Below are 19,481 nucleotides of genomic sequence, written 5' to 3'. Positions count from 1 at the left end.
AAGATTTGATAAAAAAAGAATTATATGAGTCGCCTGTCTCTTACGGACCTGTAAGGTAAGGCCTTAAGAGATAGTCGATTAATAAATGATGGTAAGTTGAAATACTTACCAGCTAGCCGTTGTCAGTCGTACCCCTTGTTGATCGGTGTCACCGAAGTAAAGACGTAGCGCAGGCTGACCTTTCGAATCGGTTTCAATAGCGTAGTGAAGTGTTTGATGCGCCTTCGTTCGCTCGCTGTCCGACGCATCCCGCTTGAAGTTTTTGCCAGGATAGCAACTGTATTCACCCCGTTGAGTACCCTGCGCCGGAGTTAGCCGGATCGATTTGTCGTCTTCGTTGAACTTGGCTTTCCCTTTCCAGTACGTATACGCTCCTGTGCGGCAGCCGTAGTACGTTGCTACGTTCATTACATACAGTTCGTACGTACCGTCGGCTGTGAAATGGAAAGCCATGGCCTGCTCAGAAGCGGCTCCGTGATAGCTGCCGTCGGTGCCCCAGAAACTGCTGGGCGAGAACGTACCATAACTCCATTTACCGCCGACACCCGGTGCGGGAGGAGATTGCCGGTCGGGATCAACAACCGCTTCTGCCGGTTTGCTACAGGCCGAAAATAAGAGTACAAACAACGCGATGTATGAGGTTGATTTGAGTAATGGTTTCATTGTAATTTGTTGTTTTAGAGAATTTTAAAAAAGAAGAAAGAGGTATGCTACGTCAGTAAATAAAAGTGAGCAGAACATGCGAATGAACAGTAAAGCGTTGTGGTCGGCGTTAATTGGAGCCTCCGCCAATACGGTTCTGCTCCTCCTCAACACCCGAACGACGTTGGCGGGAAGACTTCATAGTCCGATTGCCGAAATTGTAAGTAAACGTGAGCCGCGCCACCCGGCTCTCCCACTGATTGACGAAGCTTAAGTTGGTTGTCGCAAAGTTCATCGTGCCGCCCGACCGCATCGTGTGTAGTACGTCGCTCACGTTCAGCCGCAGGCTGGCCGCTTTGTTCCACAAACTTTTCTGAACGCCCACGCTCAACTGGCCCATCCCCCGGATATGCATCATGCCATAGACCAACGGCGAATTGTAGAAGCCTGATAGTTCAGCGGTTAGGCCGTGGGGGAGTATGAAACTTTGGTTCAGCGTTACGTTCGCCGATAACTGCCGATAATCGAGTCGTTGCCCGGCAAACTCCGCGTTGTAGGCATTCCAGAATACGTTGGCGCTGGGCTGAAGCGTCCACCATTTGGTTGGCTTAATCGGCAGGCTGACACTCAGGTTGATGTTGTCGAGAGCCGCCAGATTTACGGTGGTTACCCGCATGATCCGTTCCTGCTGCTCATTAACACCCGTAATAACATCGGTGGTGTGGTTGTAGCTCAGGCTGATGTTCGTTTCATTCTTATACGTATAGCCCACCTGAAACGCATTGGTATACTGCGGACGTAAAAATGGATTCCCTTGATAATACGTGTATGGGTCCATTACGTACACAAACGGGTTCAAATCCTGGTAATTTGGCCGGTCGATACGTCGGCTGTAGGACGCGCGCCATTGGTGATCTTCATTGATTTTGTACGTCAAAAATGCGCTTGGAAACAGGTTCAGATAATTGCGATCGACAACTTTACTCAACGTAACGGAATTGCCTAGCGAACGCGTGTGCTCGGCCCGCAACCCAGCCTGTAGCGACCATTTTCCCCAGTCGCGATTTGCGTTGAGATAGCCCGCAGTGATGGTTTCGTCGTACAGAAAATGATTGGTACGTTGCGGATCGGGTACGTAGCCAGTTTCGGTACGTGTCTCGAAGCGAACGTCATTATCCGACGTTACGTACGAAACTTTACCACCTGCTTCCAGTTGTCCACCACTACGTAGCGGATGCACATAATCGGCTTTGGCGGCCCGGATCGTTACGGTCGATGGCGGCAGATTACGCTGTACGAGTTCGGGTTGTGTTTCTTCGCCACCAGCTCCCAGATAGCGCGTCCGCATGTTATCCTGGGGCTGAATGTTTACGCGTGAATAATCCAGATCAGCGGTCAACTCGCGCCCCAATGAATCGAATGTATGTTTGGCATTCGCATTGATTGCCACCCGTTTTGTCTCCCGGGATGACGCATTAATCATGGTTAACGTCTGTTCCAGCTGACCTTTCGCATTGTAGACAAGATTTTTATTATCAATCGTCGCCTGACTGTTGCTGAACAGGCCGTTCGCCATCACACCAAACGTAGTGCGTTTACTCAACGCATAGTCAGCACCGACTTTAAACGTATGGTTTCGAGCCGTACTGGGCCGATAGCCAAGGTTATTTACCGTGGTCAGCGAATCGCCGGAACCAAACGTCCGCAGCGCATCGACTGAACCGAACGATTCGCGATAATCGTAGTTGTAATTGCCAAATAAATTCCATCCTCCCGCCCGGTGATTAAGCGTTACTCCCGCCGAGGCTTTCGGAAATCGGCCATAACCCGCGCCCAACGTAGCACTACCGTTCGTGCCCTCTTTCCGGCTCCCTCGTTTGAGTCGGATGTTGATAATGCCCGCATTTCCAGCCGCATCATACCGAGCCGATGGATTTGTTACGAGCTCAATACTTTCAATGCCGTTTGATGGTGTGTTACGTAGCAGATTCACAACTTCCTGCGCCGATAGGTAAGTCGGCTTTCCGTCGATCATGACCAGCGTTCCCTCGCGACCTTTGAGCGTAATGCGATCATTCTGATTATCAACAAATACGCCGGGGGCTTTTTCCAACACTTCCAGCGCCGTGCCCCCTGCCGAAACGATGCTGTTTGCTACGTTGATCACCGTTTTATCCGGCAACTGTTCGATAAAAGGCTTTTTCGCGGCAACCGTTACTTCGCCGAGTGTTTGCTCCGATTGGGGTAACGTAATGGGTGCTACGTTCACCTCCGGCTGATCGGCCACTACCGTAAAGGGTGCAGACGTTGTTTTCTGGTAGCCAACCAGTTGGGCGGCAATCTGATACGTTCCCGGTGCGATATTATCAACTACGTACTGCCCGTTGACATCGGCTACAGCCCCTTTTACCAACGGAGACGTAGCAGTCGATTGGCTGGTAGCCGGTGATGACGTAGTTGCTTTTACCAGAAGTATGGTGGCAAATTCAACCGGTTTTCCAGCGACATCACGTACTGAACCGAGCACTTTAGTGCGACTGGATTGTTGGGCTAAGGCAGCGGAAGCCAGCAGACTAACGCTGAACAGGTAGAGGAAGCCAATCAATAACAGATCTACGCCGGAGGGGGTAAATAGGTTGGCCATGCGGTTGTTGGAGGAAAGTTGACGTTTCATTTTGTAGCGTTCATTAGTGGCTACAAAGTTGGCCGTCTACCGAACGCCCATCAATCGCACAAACATGTGAAAAGAGCCTGCAAAGCGTCCCAGAAGATGTGATTTTATGGATTGTACGTAAATCAAAACCTCTAATTCGCCCGCAACCCCGGTCCTGAAGAGGACTTTGTTTGTCCTTAGACAAGGTTCTCCTCAGGCTAATCTTACATGAATTGAAGGGTGCCAATTCCCGTCGCATAGCGACCCAATGTTTGTAGAAAAAAGGTATGGTGGCCGTTTTTCTACAAACATTAGGTCGCTACGCGACGAAAGACAAGCCCCTATAGCATTAGCTATTTAAAGAATTTGGGGTACAACACGCAAAATCACACCAAACCCTCCCGCATGGCTTTCAGGATGGCTTCGGTTTTGGAGTTGACTTGCAATTTGTCGTAGATGTGGCGAATGTGCGACCGAACGGTGTCAATGCTGATATGAAGTTCATCGGCAATGAGTTTATAACTGTAGCCGGCTACCAAACCCTTCACGATATCCAGTTCACGGGTCGAGAGTTTGTACTCGTCAGCGGTGGGGCGCGACGCGGGCGTTGCTACGTTGGTTGAGGGAACATCATTCGGCAGGGCGTTTTGCTGCTGGAAGAAACGTAGCACCTGCCGGGCCACGTTCGCGGTCATGGGGGAACCACCCCGGTGAACATCAAAAATGGCGGCAATAATCTCCGAGGGCGGGGTATGTTTCAGCAGGTAACCGCTGGCTCCGTTCCGAATGGCCTGAAAAATTTTCTCTTCGTTGTCGAACACCGTCAACATCAGCACCTGCGTTTGGGGCGAAGTCGCTTTTACAATGGGCACGGCCTCAATGCCCGTAATACCGGGTAAGTCAATGTCCATCAGCACTACGTCAGGACGTAGTGACCGCATCTCGTCGGTCAGGTTCCGGCAGTTGGCAAATGCGCCCAGTAATTCCAGGCCTGGCGTGGCCTGAAGCAGAAAAGATATACCTTCGCGCAGGTCGCGATTATCTTCGTAATAGACTATTTTGATGGTGTCAGTCATAATTTTGTAAGCAATTCTATCGCCGTTCCGGCCCCCGGTTTAGCGGTCAGCACCAGATTTCCCCCGATTTCACGAGCCCGTTTCTGTAAATTAGGCAAGCCATTTCCCGGCTGAACAGTGGCCGGATCGAATCCTCGTCCGTCATCTTTTATCGTCAGATGCAATTGCTTTCCCGCGTTGATACTCAGGCTAACATCAATCCGCGAAGGTTCGGCGTACTTCACCGCGTTATTAATACTTTCCTTGAAAATAAGGTACAGATTACGTCGCTGCTCTACGTTCAAACGGGTTTTTTCGAACTGATCCGATACGTTCATTCGGAACGTAATGCCTTTTGCCTCAGCCATTTTCAAGCCAAATTCGCGCATTCGGGTCACTACGTCCTCCAGCCGGTCATGTTTCGTCTGAATGGTCCAGATAATGTCCTGCATCGACTCCGACAACGTAGTGGCGCTATTGCTGATACGTTGCAGAATGGGCACGGCCTCGGGCGTTGTGGGCGCAATCTGTTGTTGTACTACGTCGCTAAAAATACGAATGCTGCTGAGCGTTGAGCCCATATCGTCGTGCAGATCGGTCGCAATTCGATCACGGATGCGTTCGAGATGCAGCCGCTGCCCTTCGCGATTCTGATAAATGGCATAGAGAATTCCTAAGACGATCAGAATCAAGAGAAACCGAAACCAGGTCGTCTTCCAATAAGGCGTCACGACCCGAATCGCCAACGTAGCACCCGTTTCATTCCAGACGCCGTCGTTATTGGCCGCCTTTACCCGAAACGTATAACTGCCCGGTTCAAGGTTAGTGTACGTCGTGGTGCGCTCGTTGGTTGTGAGCCAGTCACTATCAAAACCCACGAGTTGGTAGGCGTAGCGATTTTTTTCGGGCTGACTAAAATTGAGAGCCGCAAAGTCGATGGCCAGTGTTGTTTCCTGCGGCTCAAGTTGAATCGAGGAAGCTACTGTTCGTGGTCGATTATTGACCCGAATATGGGTAATTACTACCGGGGGCGCTACGTTATTCTGCCGAAGATTTTCGGGTTTCCAGTACGCAAAAGCCCCTTTGAATCCGGCGAAAAGTGTTCCTTGCCGATCCATGCTGATCGCTTTGTAGAGGGTATTGGAAAACAGACCATTGGCTTCATTGTAATACCGAAACCGCTTTGTTCTGGGGTCTAGTTCATGCAGTTGCTCATCGCTGGCCAGCCAAATATGCCCTCGCTGATCTTCGGCAATACTGAATACATGATCGGCGAGCAGACCGTTCGCCAACGTATAGGTTTGCTGGATCTGGCCGCTCGTATCGGTCTGAACCAGAAAGTCAATTCCTGAGATCCAGGGCTGCCCCTGCCTGTCGACATAAAACGTACTGTGTATCTGATCAGACGGTTGAACGTTTTTTTCGCCCCCGCGCAAGTGTATCCGTTTCGTTTGCCCCGTAGCTGGATTCAGTCGAAACAGACCCACTCCTGTTTGCGCCCAAACCCACCCGCGATGGTCGGTCTGGAGTAGGCTAATACTCGTCGGCAATTGATTCGGCCCTGTCGCCAACCAGCGTTGAAACTGATTCGTAGCTGGGTCATACCAAAATAGACCCTGGGACGTAGTGCCCACCCAGATGCGACCGTCGGTACCCAGGCAAAGGGTTGGCACGGTTAGGTTGGCCTGTCGTTCTTTAGAGCCAATATCACGACGAACCTGCCATTGCAACGTAGCAGGGTCATAAATCGCGACTCCCCCCTGCATGCCAAGCCACAGCCGTCCTCGTTTGTCCTGAATCATGTCGTAGTATAGACTATTAGGCAGATCTGGCTCTTTCGGTATCGGGGTTAATGAACCTGACAAGCGATTCCACTGATAAAGCCTTTGATGACCTAAAACCCAGTACGTATCATTCTTTTGATAATCCTGACGAACTATTTCCACAGGTTCTGCCGGCCCTGACGACGGATTGGGTAACCATTTACGACTAAATTTCAGGGCAACTGGATCTATTTTCGCAATACCTTCCGAAGTGCCTATCCAGATGATGCCGGTTTGTCGATCAGCCCACATAATGCCGACCGTCCCGCCCGGATAACTCAACGGATCATTGGCTACGTGCGTGAATTCGGTAAACTGTTTCGTGGCTGGCACGTAGGCCGTGAGTCGATTATAGCCCCCCAGCCAGAGTAAGAGTCGCCCATCGGGTAAGCGGTCTTCTACCAGTTCTGTACTGGCTTGTGAATGGGTAACAAATAGGTTGAAACGATCGGTGGCCGGGTTATACTGACGTACCTCGCCCTGTTTCATAAGGGCATAAACGTGCCCGTTCTGTTCGGTCAGCCTTTCTACTGGTTGCTGCGCTTCCGCCCCTACGAACGAAGTATACGTACGATTTGCCGGATCAAGACGGTAGATAACTCCCCAGTGCCACACCCATATGTTTCCATGCTGGTCAGGATAGGGTATAGGAAACGTACCGGGGTGAATTGTTGGCGCCGGAAACGCGGTGAGTTGTCGGGTCCGGGGCTCCAAACGATAAATGTGATCTACCGACGCAAACCATCCCATACCCGCCCGATCGAAACGCACGGGCGAAACAAAGTCGTTGTCGGCAACCTGATCGCGCTGTTGTGGGAGCGGAATAGCCTGAAGTCGGTCAGTTTGGGGATCGTACCGGCAAAGGCCCCGATTGGTAGAAACCCAGATAAATCCGTCCTGATCCTGAGCCAATCCGTCGGATACGATGTAGTTGCCGGGCAGGCCGTCTTTGCCTTCATTACGTTTATAGATCGTGAATTTTACGCCATCGAAGCGGTTCAGGCCGTTAAAGGTACCAAACCACATAAACCCGCGTCGGTCTTTCAAAATCGCCGTAACCTGATCATTCGATAAGCCTTCCTGGGTAGTATAGTGCTGAAACGATACGTCTGACGGTTGGGCTAATAAGCCCAACGGACTCATGAGAATGAGTGCTATGAAGCACAATAACCATCGCCAGAGCACTATAGAAGTAGATTTAGTATTGTTTCCTCAAAGATACGGCCTTGCAAAGGTGGTGTGCAATGTTAGCCGATCGCATAAAGATGTGATCAATCGCAAGATGCTTGTTCAGCCGAAGGGTAACCGCCTTTATACGGAAAACAGTAAGCTGGTCTACATTGAGTCACGTTGAGGCAGTGGACCACCAAAACGCTGTCTTTGCGGGTTCTGCTGCGGTCCTGGCGTACAGGGTAACAATTCAGTATTTCTAGTAAACAAAGGCGAAAAACAGCGGGTTTTCTGACGTACCAATCTATAGATGACCTCAATTATGCAAAATCAAATCGCATCCTATTTACCCAGTCCAAGTCCGGTTATTCTGATCGTCTACCGGAAAGAACCCTATCAATATTGCGCCGTTTTCGTGAATCAAACCCGGCAGCAGGCCGAAGAAACGTTTAAGCAAAAGTATACACTTGAGCCAGAGGCAAGCTATGATGTTAAAGAATTCCAGGATGTGGAAAGCTACTCTGTTACTGAAGACGGCAATCTATTGGTGAATGGTAGTTACAAATAAAAAGCTGTCTCATGTACGCTTTTTGCCGTAAAAGGTTTTAAATCTTTTCAACCTGTCTTCTTGTGTACCTTACCAACGTAGTACTGAGATAACGTCAGGATAAAGTTGTCTTTATTGTCTTTTTTGCCTTTGATGGCACGTAGCATCATCGTATTTTTATTGCCAATCAACTACAGATTCAGATGGTGAATGAGCGCGTGATGGAGAAGCTGGAAATCCTATCTGATGCAGCAAAATACGATGTGTCCTGTTCGTCTGGACAGAGCAAACGAAGCAATAAAGATAAAGGGCTGGGCGATTCGAAAGGGTACGGCATTTGCCACGCCTTTACCGAAGATGGGCGGTGCGTATCGCTCCTTAAAATCCTGCTGACCAATCATTGTATTTTCGACTGCGCCTACTGCGTGAGTCGCAAAAGCAATGACGTAAAGCGGGCCGCTTTTACGGTTGAAGAGGTAGTCGATCTAACGATCAATTTCTACCGCCGGAACTACATTGAAGGCTTGTTTTTAAGTTCGGGAATTTTCGACAGTCCCGATTACACCATGGAGCGCCTGGTGCGGATCGCTAAAAAGCTGCGCAAAGAGCAGAATTTTAACGGGTATATCCATCTCAAAGCCATTCCGGGAGCCAGTGACGAGTTGATTAAGGAAGCCGGTACGTATGCTGATCGCTTGAGCGTCAACGTGGAAATGCCAACCGAACAAAGCCTGAAGTTACTGGCACCCGACAAGAACCACCAGGATGTAATACGTCCCATGACGTACCTGAAAGCCGAGATTGCTGGCCATAAGGAAGAAAAAAAGAGTAATCCCAAAGCACCTGTTTTTGCTCCTGCTGGTCAGAGCACGCAGATGGTAATTGGCGCGACCAACGAAACCGATCTGGACATTCTGGGTATGGCCAATCAGTTCTATAGTCAATTGGCCTTGAAGCGGGTTTACTATTCGGGCTACGTACCGATCAGCGATGACAATCGACTCCCTTCCCTGGGTACACCCGTTCCCATTATCCGGGAAAACCGGCTCTACCAGGCCGACTGGCTGCTACGTTATTATGGCTTCGGATTTAATGAGCTGGTCGGCTCTACTCAACCCAATCTGGACCTGGATGTGGACCCTAAACTGGGTTGGGCTTTGCGAAACTTAGATCAGTTTCCTGTGGACATCAATACAGCTGACATTGAGCTGATTAAACGTATTCCAGGTATTGGCTTTCAAAGTGCGCAGAAAATTGTGGCGGCTCGCCGGTTTAGACGATTGCAAGCGGAGCATCTCCAAAAAATGGGCATCGCCTATAACCGGGCCCGTTACTTTCTGGCGTTCAGTCGGCCATTTACCTCGCAGCCCGATTATACCTCTTCAAAGCTTAAGCAGTTGATCCTGAATGCGCAAGAGAGCAAATACAGAGCCAATTTTTCAACCCAATTAAGCTTGTTCTGATCGGATGACGAACGTAGTGTACGACGGTACGTATGCCGGTTGGTTAACGGCTATCTTTGACATCTATAATGACAAACTAGCGGACGTAGTATTTACTAACCAGGAATCAGGTACCGGGTTGTTGTTTGGGTCTACGTATCGAGTCACTACGGATGAAGCAAAAGCCGAGCGGGTGCTGGTAGGCTTACAAAAGCGATTGTCCGCCGAAGGCATGAACCGATTATACAAAACCTACCTGTCCGAAATCGACCGGTGTGAAGAACTCATGTATGGTTTTGTACGTCACGTCTTCGATAATCCGCAGAATGTAGAAGAAGACTATGCTCACCCGGCGGTTTGGGCCGTAACCCAAGCGGCAAAGCGGGTGAAACGGGAAGCGCATCGAATGGAAGCCTTCGTTCGGTTTAAGCGTACTACTGATCAGGTGTACTTTGCCGTCGTTGAACCGGATTGCGATGTGTTGCCTTTGATCAGCCCTCACTTTGAAAGTCGGTATGCCGATCAACGTTGGTTAATCTACGATGCCAGGCGCCGGTACGGTATTTACTATGATTTAGAGACGGTGAGTCCGGTAGCCATCGATGTTCAGGCTGGCCGTCCTGCTTCTGGACTTGTGTCAATCAGTGATGAGAGTGAAGAATTTTATCAGGAGTTGTGGCGTCGTTACTTTAAGAGCGTGACCATTGAGGCCCGAAAAAATAAACGGCTTCAGCTCCAGCATATGCCCAAACGTTATTGGAAATATTTAACCGAGCAAATGCCTTCAGGAGGTACGTCCAGGCTTAACAAATAGGGACTGACTAGCTTTTTGTCCAGTAAAAACTAGCCAGCCCAGGCCGATGAACGGCCGAATAAGACTTATTTCTTACCAAAACCACCAAACCCTTTCAGCCCCGACGACAGCGATGAGCCAAGGGCTGAGGCAGCCGAAGCCGCTTTCTGAGCCGCCGTCGGTTCGGCTGGAGCATAGGAATCGGGCAGTAGCGTTGGAGCGGGCTGCTCACCACGCTTCAGATAATTACCCGCCAAGATAGCTTTGTACTGCTCCGACTCCGACCAGGCCAGAATCTCTTTCACCCGCAACACAGTATATGGGTGCGTTTGACGTAGCATCGACTGAACCTTAATCAGTTTGGCCATCCAGTTGTCATCGACGTATTCTTCAAACGTTTCGGCCTGCTGCTTAATGGCTTCTACACTGATTGGGTCGCTTAAGGTTTTCGAATAGCCCGCGATTTTACTCAACGCTTCGCTGACAGCGCCTACGTCCTGAGTGGTGAGCAGGGCGGCCCGATCGGCGGAGAACTCGGCCCGGCGGCTCCATTCGAGTAGAGCCAGTTGCACGCTGATGTCGAGGGCGCTGTTGAAGGGCGCTGGAATCATGCTCATGAGCGAGGAGCCGAAGTAGCGCAGAAAATACGTAAACGTATTATAAAACATGTGGTCGCATTTGACGTGTCCCAGTTCATGGCCGATAATCGCTAAGGCTTCGCGTTCGGTCAAAATATCCAGCAGGCCTGAGTTGATATTGATACTATACCGGTCGATCCCGCTGGCGAAGGCATTAATTTCGTCGATAGTTTCGATGTAGAGGTCGGGCAATTTGGGCACGTCGAGCACTCGTGCCATTTTGGTATAGGCCCGATAGAGTGAGGGATACTGCGTTTCGCTAACGCGTGCGCAGGATGAGCTATTATAATAATGCTGGGCGTGTTCGAAGTAGGAATTGATAGTGCCAATAATAGACTTGAACTTGTCAATGCCTTTAAGGATACTGCCGGCGTCGCGGTCTAAAGAATGTTGAAAGGCGTGGTGAGAAAGTTGGGGGAATTCGATTAGATCTTCGCGTAACATGATGCAGTCGTTTAAGAATTGCTAGCATGCTAAACTACAGTTCCTCGTCAATAAAGTAACAAATGCATTGATCAACCGGCATTTTCCGGCTTAAAGCGATGAGATTTTCCTGTCCGTTCGAAGGCCAGCTAGTTTAACGAAGCCGAATAAAACAATAATGCCCCTTTACAACAACTAAGTGAAACGCGCATTAGGTCGCCTAAATTTGAAGACTTGGATTGTGTATATCGTTAACCGAAAGTGGGCAAAATGGCCGGGTCCGCAACGGCGGTCGTGCCGTAGCTGTACTAAGCGAACAGATACTTTTAATTACTTTCTAGGCGCTGAAAATACGAAGGCAAGGGCTGCCCTCCGCGGTCATTGAAGGTATTTCGACCGGTTGAGCATCGTTCATTCCGAGACGACGGTCTACTATTGCTGGTAGAGCTTGATATTTGTACTAATCCATGATTCACGGGCCAACAGCCCATTTAAGAAGTAGATATATCTAGCTTCTATCGTATCAACTTGGAAAGCATTTCTGTGAGGCCGTTGTATAGGCAACATATTCATTTAATATGCCCACCCGCTTAAAGGCAAAAGTTCACAGCAGTCTGTAAACGTAACTTTTACGTGTCGTTAACATTCTTTTACTAGCCCACCAACACATCTCAGCACAAAGACGGGTAGGTTTGCGGACCACCGCAGTGGTTGAAATTCGTTGGTATAAAAAAAGAAAAAGGATGAACTACTTCCGCGTATATGCTCTGTTCTTACTGTTTGTTTTTTGCACTTCTTGTGGGCAAAACCAAACAAGCGCACCAAAAGATAGTATCAAGTTCGAAGTTAAGGACATAGGGCCTAACATAATGGTTCGTAATATAAAAAAAGGCAGAAATGGCACCATTTTGATCGCTGGCCCCAACAACGCATCATTTGGTGATGTGTTTCGATACGACCCTTCCAGGGCCGGGGAAAAATCGTTTACTAATCTTACCAGTAAACTAGGTCAGCACAAATTTCAAGATGTTCTGGAAGATCGACGAGGAAATAGTTGGTTCGCTTCTACGGATTCAGGCGTTTATTATGACAACGGGAAATCCATTCAACATTTCACTACTACGGAGGGACTTGCTCATAATACAGTCAGCTCTATTTATGAAGATAAAGCCGGTATTATTTGGTTCGGTACTGGAAATGGTCTGAGCCGTTACGATGGGAAATCGTTTCGAAATTTTACCTCTCCGAACGCCCCGCTTTTTTATAAAGAAGGGCATTGGAATAATGAAATTAATACAATCCTTGAAGATAAAATAGGGAAATTGTGGGTTGGCACAAGGGGCGACGCCTTTGTTTATGACGGGAAAAAATTTACTACGTTAACCCATAAAGGCGACCCCTTTCTCGGCGTTTGGGCCATAATGGAGGATAGAAAAGGCACTATTTGGCTCAGCGGTTACAATGGCTTTAAAGGAGACCGTCGACCCGGTGGCCTCTATCGTTATGACGGTAGTACCTTTACTAAAGTATCGGAGAAAGGTGCTTATGCGATCATACAAGATAAAAAAGGTAACATCTGGACTACTGGCCCGGTAAATCCTGCTAATGGGACGGTCCAGGCGCTTTCCCGTTATGATGCAAAGACCCTGTATAGCAATAATCCCACAGTAACCGAAATTAGGTCAGGAAAGGTTTTTCTGGGGCTTTTGGAAGATAACGACGGAAGTATTTGGTTTGGCGATGCGACCGGCGTGTATCGGTATGATGGAAAGACCATCACGGACTTTTATAATAAAGAGGGGCAGAAAAAATATACCATAGATACGAAGCAAAGTGTTGTCGTCTGGAAAGGGGCTAGGCTACTTGGTGGATGGGAAGGTACTACGTTTCTTGGTGATGGTTCCCATACAGGGGATGTCGATATAGTAAAAGGAGAATTGTTGATCGACAAACGTAATCTGGTGGGCGGTGCAGTTGAAGTCGACATGACTACAATTGAAAATTTTGTTGATCAACGTTCACTCAATCAATTACCCCCATTTTTTGACATCAAAAAATTTCCTGTTTCTACATTCGCCATTACGAAGGTTGAAACAGGAAATACAAAAGTTCCAAATGATGGAAGTATAAGAGTTAATGAAGGGAATATAAAAGTTACAGGGAATCTGACCATTGAAGGGATCACGAAGGCCGTTACTTTTCCAGCCAGAATGCATTTTAAGGACGGAATGGACGGAACAGTCGAGTTGAATGGCACGCTGATCATTGATCGAACCGATTGGGGTATCGATTATGGATCAGAAAAGCTCTTTTATCAGTCTGGTGATGCAATTTTGGACGACGTTAAACTCTTTATAAAAATCGTAGCAAAAAAATAAATAGCTATAGCGGTTTCACGAGCGGAATAATACAACATAACGCCTGCTTTTGCGACCGTACACATCTTCAGGTTTTTCGCACACACAAAAATGCAATTATGTGCACACCCCCAGCCCTAGCCCTAAAAATTTGGCGGTTGCACGAGTGGTGTTTCTGGCTACGCCTTTTCTTGGAAATGCACAACTGTAAAAGTGCAACCACTTGAGGTTTATGAAGCCCGTTTGACAACGTATCACACCGCCAAACTCAAGATGGAATGCACTGAGTTGGCCGCCAGAACCAAGATGAAAGGGTGGTCCTATCTGCCATCAATCAGGGGTTGCTTACGCACCGAACTGCCCCAGCTACGTAGTATGAACGAGGTCGTTTTGGAGGAAGGTGCCCAGTAGATGAATGGAAGACAAGCGGGAAGACCCCGCAGAAGCTATTCAACGTAGCGCAAGAAGCCTATTAGAAGAGAGAAAAGAAGCCTGCTGTGCTTGGTATGAGTTGCCGGCTGAGGAGGCATGGCCGGGTCTTGATTCGCTGAACAAGGTACCGCAACGTAACACACTTAACTAATTCTCACCCATAAGACGAAGCTGTATTTATGGGTTGCTTCGTAAATAGGGTCTTTGAAAAGACTAGATAATCACTTTGGCGAATGATGAAAAGTCAGTGAAGTCGGTGCCATACCAAACTTTTTCTTAAATGAATACGAAAAGTGTGACAGGCTTTCAAACCCTAACTCGAGGTAGATGGCCGAGGGTTTCTGCTGTTTGGTTTCCAGTAGATGCTTGGCTTCAAGTAGCCGTTTGTCCTGCAGCCATTGCCGAGGAGGGGCACCGAAGGTTTTCCCAAAATCACGTTTGAAAGCTGCCAGGCTCCGGCCAGTAAGCTGAGCAAATTTTTCAAGGGGAATATTGAAATGAAAGTTACGAAGCATGAACTTTTCCAGGTCGATCTTGTGAGGATCGGAAAAGTCGAACAGGAAGTTGCGAAGCCCAGGCAGAGCAAGTACCAACAGCTTAATCCCTTCTTTTACTTTCAGCATACCCATCTCCTCGGTCATAGCCGCCCCCGAGCTATGAGCATAGGGAACAATGGATTGAAAATACCCCTGCAGAAAATCGTTGGCCGGAATCAGGATATTGGGTGGGTCCATGAATTTCTGGTCTGATTCCAGCTTTTCTTCTAAGGCGATCTTGCGCAGCAGGTCTTCCTGCAGGGATATTACGATGGTTTCATAATTGCCGCCGGGCAACGGTGTTTTGGTGAGCGTACCCAGCTGATTTTTGCCAATCAATAGTATGCCTCCTCCGCCCATGGAAATGGTTTGCCCCGAGGTTTCCAGCGTAAACTGTCCTGACACCTGACCTATCAAGGTATGGTGGTTCCAGAAACATACCTTTTCTTTCCGCTCAGCGGAGCTGTACGAATAGAAGATTACACCCGGGAGAATTTCGGCTGGATTCGTCATTTAGCGTTGTAGGTACGTGCCACCGCGTATGGCCCCTGGCGCAAAAGTCGTGTTTAATCGGCTCATTTCTTCTGGGGTGAATACAATATCCATCGCTGCGATATTTTCCGGTAGGCGCGACCGACGACTCATGCTGACTAAGGGCATTATCTGATCGCCCTGCTGGTTTACCCAGGCGATAGCCACCTGCGTTGGCGTGCACCCTTTATTATGAGCAACTTGCTTTAAGATATCAACTTTTTCCAGGTTATGCTGTAAGTTTTCACCCTGAAAACGAGAGAAATGATTCCGGTAATCATTATCGCCAAGCGGAGCTTTTAGTTCACCGGTCAATAAGCCTTCGGCCGTATTAGCAAAAGCCACAACGCCAATGCCTAATTCCCTGGCTGTTGGCAGCAGTTCGCTTTCTATCTGACGGTCGGCCAGCGAATAGCCGATCTCTAAGGCGCTGATGGGGTGAATACTGTTGGCTTGGCGGAGTTGGTCAGCCGTGATCTCCGATACGCCAATGTGACGCACTTTCCCTTCTCTGATCAGGTCGGCGATGGTTCCAATGATGTCAGCCACCGGCACGCTGTCATCCATGCGGCTGGGCTGGTAAAGGTCAATGGTGTCAATACCCAACCGGGTCAGCGAATAATTGATAAAATTCTTGATGGCGATGGGGCGCAGATCCATTCCCAACCACTCACCGTTGTGAAAAATGGCACCGAACTTTACGCTGATAAAGGCATCGTCACGCCTTCCTTTAATGGCTTTACCAATCAGCATCTCATTATGACCAGCGCCGTAAAAGTCGCCCGTGTTTAAAAAATTAATACCGTTATCCAGGGCTTCCTGAATGGTGGCTACACTTTCAGTTTCGTCAGGCGTGAGACCGCCCCAGATGGAAGACATACGCATACAACCTAAACCAAGTTTGGATACGAAGGGGCCATTCAGACCTAGTTGAATTTTTGAGCTGTTTTTCATACTGCAAAGTAAACGGCTCTCCAGTCGAAGCTGTTTTCTTCTACGGCTCAAATAATTTGCCTATATGGCTCATCTTAGTTGATCAGTAGAGGAGATGATTTTATGAGGGAAAACACAGACATAATTGGCTTAGCCCCTGATTAGTTGATCAGATTTATAAGCAGGCTACTCGTCTGAAACAACACGTCGATTTAATAAGTGTGTCGTTGGCTGATACGTTTCATTAGAAGCCCTGGTTTCGTAAGCTTTGCTGCTCACCCTACTACCGCTGATTCATATACTATCGATTTGTAATGCTCTATGGGTTCTGTAAAAGTGCCGAAATGAGTTAATTCGTTAAGATCCTTGACAGCACGAATAGCCATAAAAAAAGCTCCCACACTGGGGAGCTTACCGCTTCGGGAAGAGTTCCTTTAGCGAACCCGCATCCGGTAGATCATCCGACCTCGCAGACCCACTAGAGGGCCACCGACTTCAATGATGCGGGGCCGAGCCGGGCGGTTGATGTGCATTAATTTGATGTTCATCGTCTTTGTTGTTTGTGAATGTGCTACAAAAATAATGAAGAGCGTACTCAGCTGGCAACGAAGAATTGGTCAAGCGTTGAATTTAAGTGATGAATCGCTTAAAAAGGGCGATAACTGGTAAATGTACATGATTGACTTATTCTAAGAATTCGGGTATATAATCATCATATTTATAGTATAAAAGGAAGATATATGACTTTTGTAGGAGGGTAAAAAGAAAGCCAGACGACGCGAAAGTCACCTGGCTTCTGGTTTCGCTCTGTGTGCAGACTTACGGCTGCGTTTTAAGTGCATGTACGTCTACTTCGAGCGAAATACACTTTATAAACTAGAGCTATAAAGTATTGTTTAAAAAATGTTTGAATTTTTGTTCAACCTAATAAAATGGCACTTATACAAGAACAGAAATCTGTCACAAACATATCATCATGGATCATCAGGAAAGTATCTGGATCGGCCCGGAGAAGTACATACAATGGCATGAATTTGATCCTCAAACGCAATCCATATACGAAATAGACGAACGAGTTTCTTTCCAGAAATTGTACGACAAGCAAGATGCGTTAAGTCAGTTTTGGAAAAAGACCGAAACGGAATGTGGTGTGGATTGCTGTGGTATTGATGCGCTTCGGTTCTGGCCTGATGACATCGCTAGAGCGACTCAAAATCTCGACATAGTAGTTTTACTAAATCAATTTAGAGATTTAAAAGATGGTGTGGCCAGAAGCCATGAGCAGGTAGTCGTCTATCATCGACTAAATCAGCTCTTTCATAAGACAACTTTCCTGGTGTTAATCGATTATTTAATTAACGAGGTTGAGTGCATTTATGAAGCCAATCTTTAATCTCTTTCTTATTAGTTCTCTCTTCGTTTTTACAACCAACTTCTTATTAACGTAAAATCATTTAGTAAGCTGGCATAAAATAAGTGCAAGGGGCGGTAAACAATTATTTAATATTTACCCAAGATGCCGCAAGTGCTTTTCGTGTACTACTGAAGCACAAATTGAATTTGCCCTTAAGCAAACTGAGATCGGAGTGGTCATAGTTGAAGTATGTCGCAAAATAAACGTTAACGAAGCTACCTTTTATAATTTCAAGTAAAGAACGTCGGCTTAGGATTTGCCGAATTACACTGTTTACACCAACTGGAGCCCGGCCTTCCTAACGGCCAGTTCAGCGGAGAAAGTTAGCCTCTGGTTTAGTAGAAAATTATGGCACGGTCAACCCCGCGAGTCTCAGCTCGTCGAGCCAAACGCATAGCAATAAAAAATAGCGAAGTAAGCAATTCATATTTGGTTAGTAAAAGAAGGCTCCGATAGCTGGAATGGCCTGATAACCAAGTCCAGCTCATCACCATTTTTTGGGGAACTTCACAGATCGACTCGATGAGAGCAAGTTAAGCACCGATAGATAGTGTACTTTTCTATTAAGGCAAAGGCCAAAGTGGTAATTTGTCATGCCGAAGAACGATAAAATACAATCCATTCTCACTTCATAAATACTTCGCTATAAATTGAGCGATCTTTTTTACCCTGTCGGTATAGGGCGGGTAAAGGAAGTTAATGGTACCCAGGTCGCGGTGCATGACTCCCCGCTGGTTAGAGAATTCCTGGAAACCGAAAAAACCGTTCGATTTGCCGATACCGCTGTTGTTGACGCCCCCAAACGGAATTTCCATATTTCCGAATTGAAGCAACGTATCATTTACCACCGTATCGCCCGCTGAGGTATTGTCCAGTATGTATTGCGTGTTTTTCTGATTTCGACTTTGGATGTAAAGCGCCAGTGGTTTTTCGCCCTGATTAACAAGCCGTATCGCTTCATCAAGCATTCGATACGTTAGGATAGGCAGTATGGGGCCAAAAATTTCCTCCTGCATGACCCGCATATCCAGCGTTACGTTCTCCAGAATAGTGGGCTCAATAAAATTCTGGTCGGCGTTGAGCTGACCGCCGAACGTAACGTTTGCCCCTTTCGACGTAGCATCGTCGAGCAGCATTCTAAGTCGTTCAAAATGCTTTTTATTGACGATACGTGCGTAGCTGTCAGATGTTTCAACTGATTTGTTATCAGATTGATACATCTTCCGCAAGCGTTCTTGTAATGACTCCAAAAAGGGCTTTTTTATGGCTTCGTGTACCAGTAGATAATCAGGCGCGATGCAGGTTTGCCCGTTGTTGAAGTATTTTCCCCAGGCGATCTGTTCGGCGGCCTGTTTCACATTCGCCGATTCATCTACGAACGCGGGCGATTTCCCGCCCAATTCCAACGTAACGGATGCCAGATGTTTAGCCGCAGCAGTCATCACCAGACGGCCAACTGACGGGCTTCCCGTAAAATAAATGTGGTTGAAAGGCAGTTCAAGCAGGGCTTCCGAAACCGTAGCATCGCCCTCAAAAACAGTTACTTCATTGGGAGGAAACAACTCCGAAATCATCCGCTTCATGAGCCCCGACGTATGTGGAGTTAACTCCGACGGCTTCAATATTGATACATTACCAGCAGCTATGGCCATTACCAACGGACGTATCATTAGCGCGAGCGGATAATTCCAGGGGCTGATAATCAGTACGTTGCCCTTGGATTCGTAGTGAATGTAACTTCGAGTACCGACCAGCGCGAGCGACGTCGGAACGCGCTGGGGTTTCATCCATTGGTTCAAATGCCGAATCGTATGTTTGATTTCGCTGTATATCGGAATGAGATCGCCCACCATCACCTCGACCGGAGGTCGCCGGAAATCGTCGTACATGGCCTGCTGAATCGCCGTTTCATTACCCGTGAGCCACTGCTGAATCCGGCGAATGCGTTCGATACGTTGATCAGCACTGGTTAAGGCCATCGAACGGGCTTGCTGGCGTTGTGCATCGAAAACAGTTTGTATATCATTACGTAGGTTCACCTGGGGCTGAAGCGTGGTCATGGCCTGGAAAATTTGGCAATTATTTAGGCTAA

At 47.8% G+C, this 19,481-nt stretch carries 15 protein-coding genes; 7 read left to right on the top strand and 8 right to left on the bottom strand.

Features of this window, described 5'->3' with window-relative positions:
* Positions 1-105: 105 nt before the first annotated feature.
* The 4 genes from ACYVF1_RS14170 to ACYVF1_RS14155 form a co-directional block, all read right to left on the bottom strand.
* Positions 106-663: a hypothetical protein gene (locus tag ACYVF1_RS14170; protein ID WP_461079780.1), complete on the bottom strand. Its 558-nt coding sequence runs from the start codon at positions 661-663 to the stop codon at positions 106-108.
* Between the two features lie 109 nt (positions 664-772).
* A complete protein-coding gene (locus ACYVF1_RS14165) occupies positions 773-3,316 on the bottom strand; it encodes a TonB-dependent receptor domain-containing protein (RefSeq protein ID WP_461079778.1) in 2,544 nt (847 codons plus the stop codon).
* A gap of 365 nt (positions 3,317-3,681) precedes the next feature.
* Positions 3,682-4,371 (bottom strand): response regulator, encoded by a 690-nt coding sequence (locus tag ACYVF1_RS14160; RefSeq protein WP_461079776.1) that lies wholly within the window; start codon positions 4,369-4,371, stop codon positions 3,682-3,684.
* Positions 4,368-7,316, bottom strand: coding sequence for a ligand-binding sensor domain-containing protein (locus ACYVF1_RS14155; RefSeq protein ID WP_461079774.1), 2,949 nt, complete (start codon positions 7,314-7,316; stop codon positions 4,368-4,370). The genes ACYVF1_RS14160 and ACYVF1_RS14155 overlap by 4 nt, the downstream gene beginning before the upstream one ends.
* 349 nt (positions 7,317-7,665) lie before the next feature.
* Here ACYVF1_RS14155 and ACYVF1_RS14150 point away from each other — a divergent pair, with 349 nt between their 5' ends.
* The 3 genes from ACYVF1_RS14150 to ACYVF1_RS14140 all read left to right on the top strand — a co-directional run bounded on the left by ACYVF1_RS14150 (position 7,666) and on the right by ACYVF1_RS14140 (position 10,146).
* Positions 7,666-7,911, top strand: a complete 246-nt coding sequence (locus tag ACYVF1_RS14150; protein ID WP_461079772.1) for a hypothetical protein — start codon at positions 7,666-7,668, stop codon at positions 7,909-7,911.
* Positions 7,912-8,096: 185 nt separating this feature from the next.
* Positions 8,097-9,353, top strand: coding sequence for a putative DNA modification/repair radical SAM protein (locus tag ACYVF1_RS14145; RefSeq protein WP_461080758.1), 1,257 nt, complete (start codon positions 8,097-8,099; stop codon positions 9,351-9,353).
* A gap of 4 nt (positions 9,354-9,357) precedes the next feature.
* Complete coding sequence (locus tag ACYVF1_RS14140) at positions 9,358-10,146, top strand: TIGR03915 family putative DNA repair protein (protein ID WP_461079770.1); 789 nt, start codon at positions 9,358-9,360, stop codon at positions 10,144-10,146.
* 65 nt (positions 10,147-10,211) lie between these two features.
* Here ACYVF1_RS14140 and ACYVF1_RS14135 read toward each other — a convergent pair whose 3' ends face one another.
* Positions 10,212-11,207 (bottom strand): M48 family metallopeptidase, encoded by a 996-nt coding sequence (locus ACYVF1_RS14135; RefSeq protein ID WP_461079768.1) that lies wholly within the window; start codon positions 11,205-11,207, stop codon positions 10,212-10,214.
* A 722-nt stretch (positions 11,208-11,929) separates the two neighbouring features.
* On the opposite strand from ACYVF1_RS14135, the gene ACYVF1_RS14130 reads away from it, so the two are divergent.
* A complete protein-coding gene (locus tag ACYVF1_RS14130) occupies positions 11,930-13,564 on the top strand; it encodes a YceI family protein (protein WP_461079766.1) in 1,635 nt (544 codons plus the stop codon).
* Positions 13,565-13,756: 192 nt separating this feature from the next.
* Complete coding sequence (locus ACYVF1_RS14125) at positions 13,757-13,954, top strand: hypothetical protein (protein WP_461079764.1); 198 nt, start codon at positions 13,757-13,759, stop codon at positions 13,952-13,954.
* A 242-nt stretch (positions 13,955-14,196) separates the two neighbouring features.
* On the opposite strand, the gene ACYVF1_RS14120 is transcribed toward ACYVF1_RS14125, so the two are convergent.
* Complete coding sequence (locus ACYVF1_RS14120) at positions 14,197-15,024, bottom strand: helix-turn-helix domain-containing protein (RefSeq protein WP_461079762.1); 828 nt, start codon at positions 15,022-15,024, stop codon at positions 14,197-14,199.
* Positions 15,025-15,996, bottom strand: coding sequence for an aldo/keto reductase (locus ACYVF1_RS14115; RefSeq protein WP_461079760.1), 972 nt, complete (start codon positions 15,994-15,996; stop codon positions 15,025-15,027).
* 955 nt (positions 15,997-16,951) lie between these two features.
* Here ACYVF1_RS14115 and ACYVF1_RS14110 point away from each other — a divergent pair.
* Entirely contained in the window at positions 16,952-17,368 is a 417-nt protein-coding gene (locus ACYVF1_RS14110; protein ID WP_461079758.1) for a DUF6331 family protein, read from the top strand.
* Between the two features lie 79 nt (positions 17,369-17,447).
* Complete coding sequence (locus ACYVF1_RS14105) at positions 17,448-17,627, top strand: transposase (RefSeq protein WP_461080756.1); 180 nt, start codon at positions 17,448-17,450, stop codon at positions 17,625-17,627.
* Between the two features lie 391 nt (positions 17,628-18,018).
* On the opposite strand, the gene ACYVF1_RS14100 is transcribed toward ACYVF1_RS14105, so the two are convergent.
* Positions 18,019-19,449 (bottom strand): aldehyde dehydrogenase family protein, encoded by a 1,431-nt coding sequence (locus ACYVF1_RS14100; RefSeq protein ID WP_461079756.1) that lies wholly within the window; start codon positions 19,447-19,449, stop codon positions 18,019-18,021.
* Positions 19,450-19,481: the final 32 nt, after the last annotated feature.

This window comes from Spirosoma flavus (genome assembly GCF_054778555.1).
This window is presented reverse-complemented; position numbering and strand designations above follow the sequence as displayed.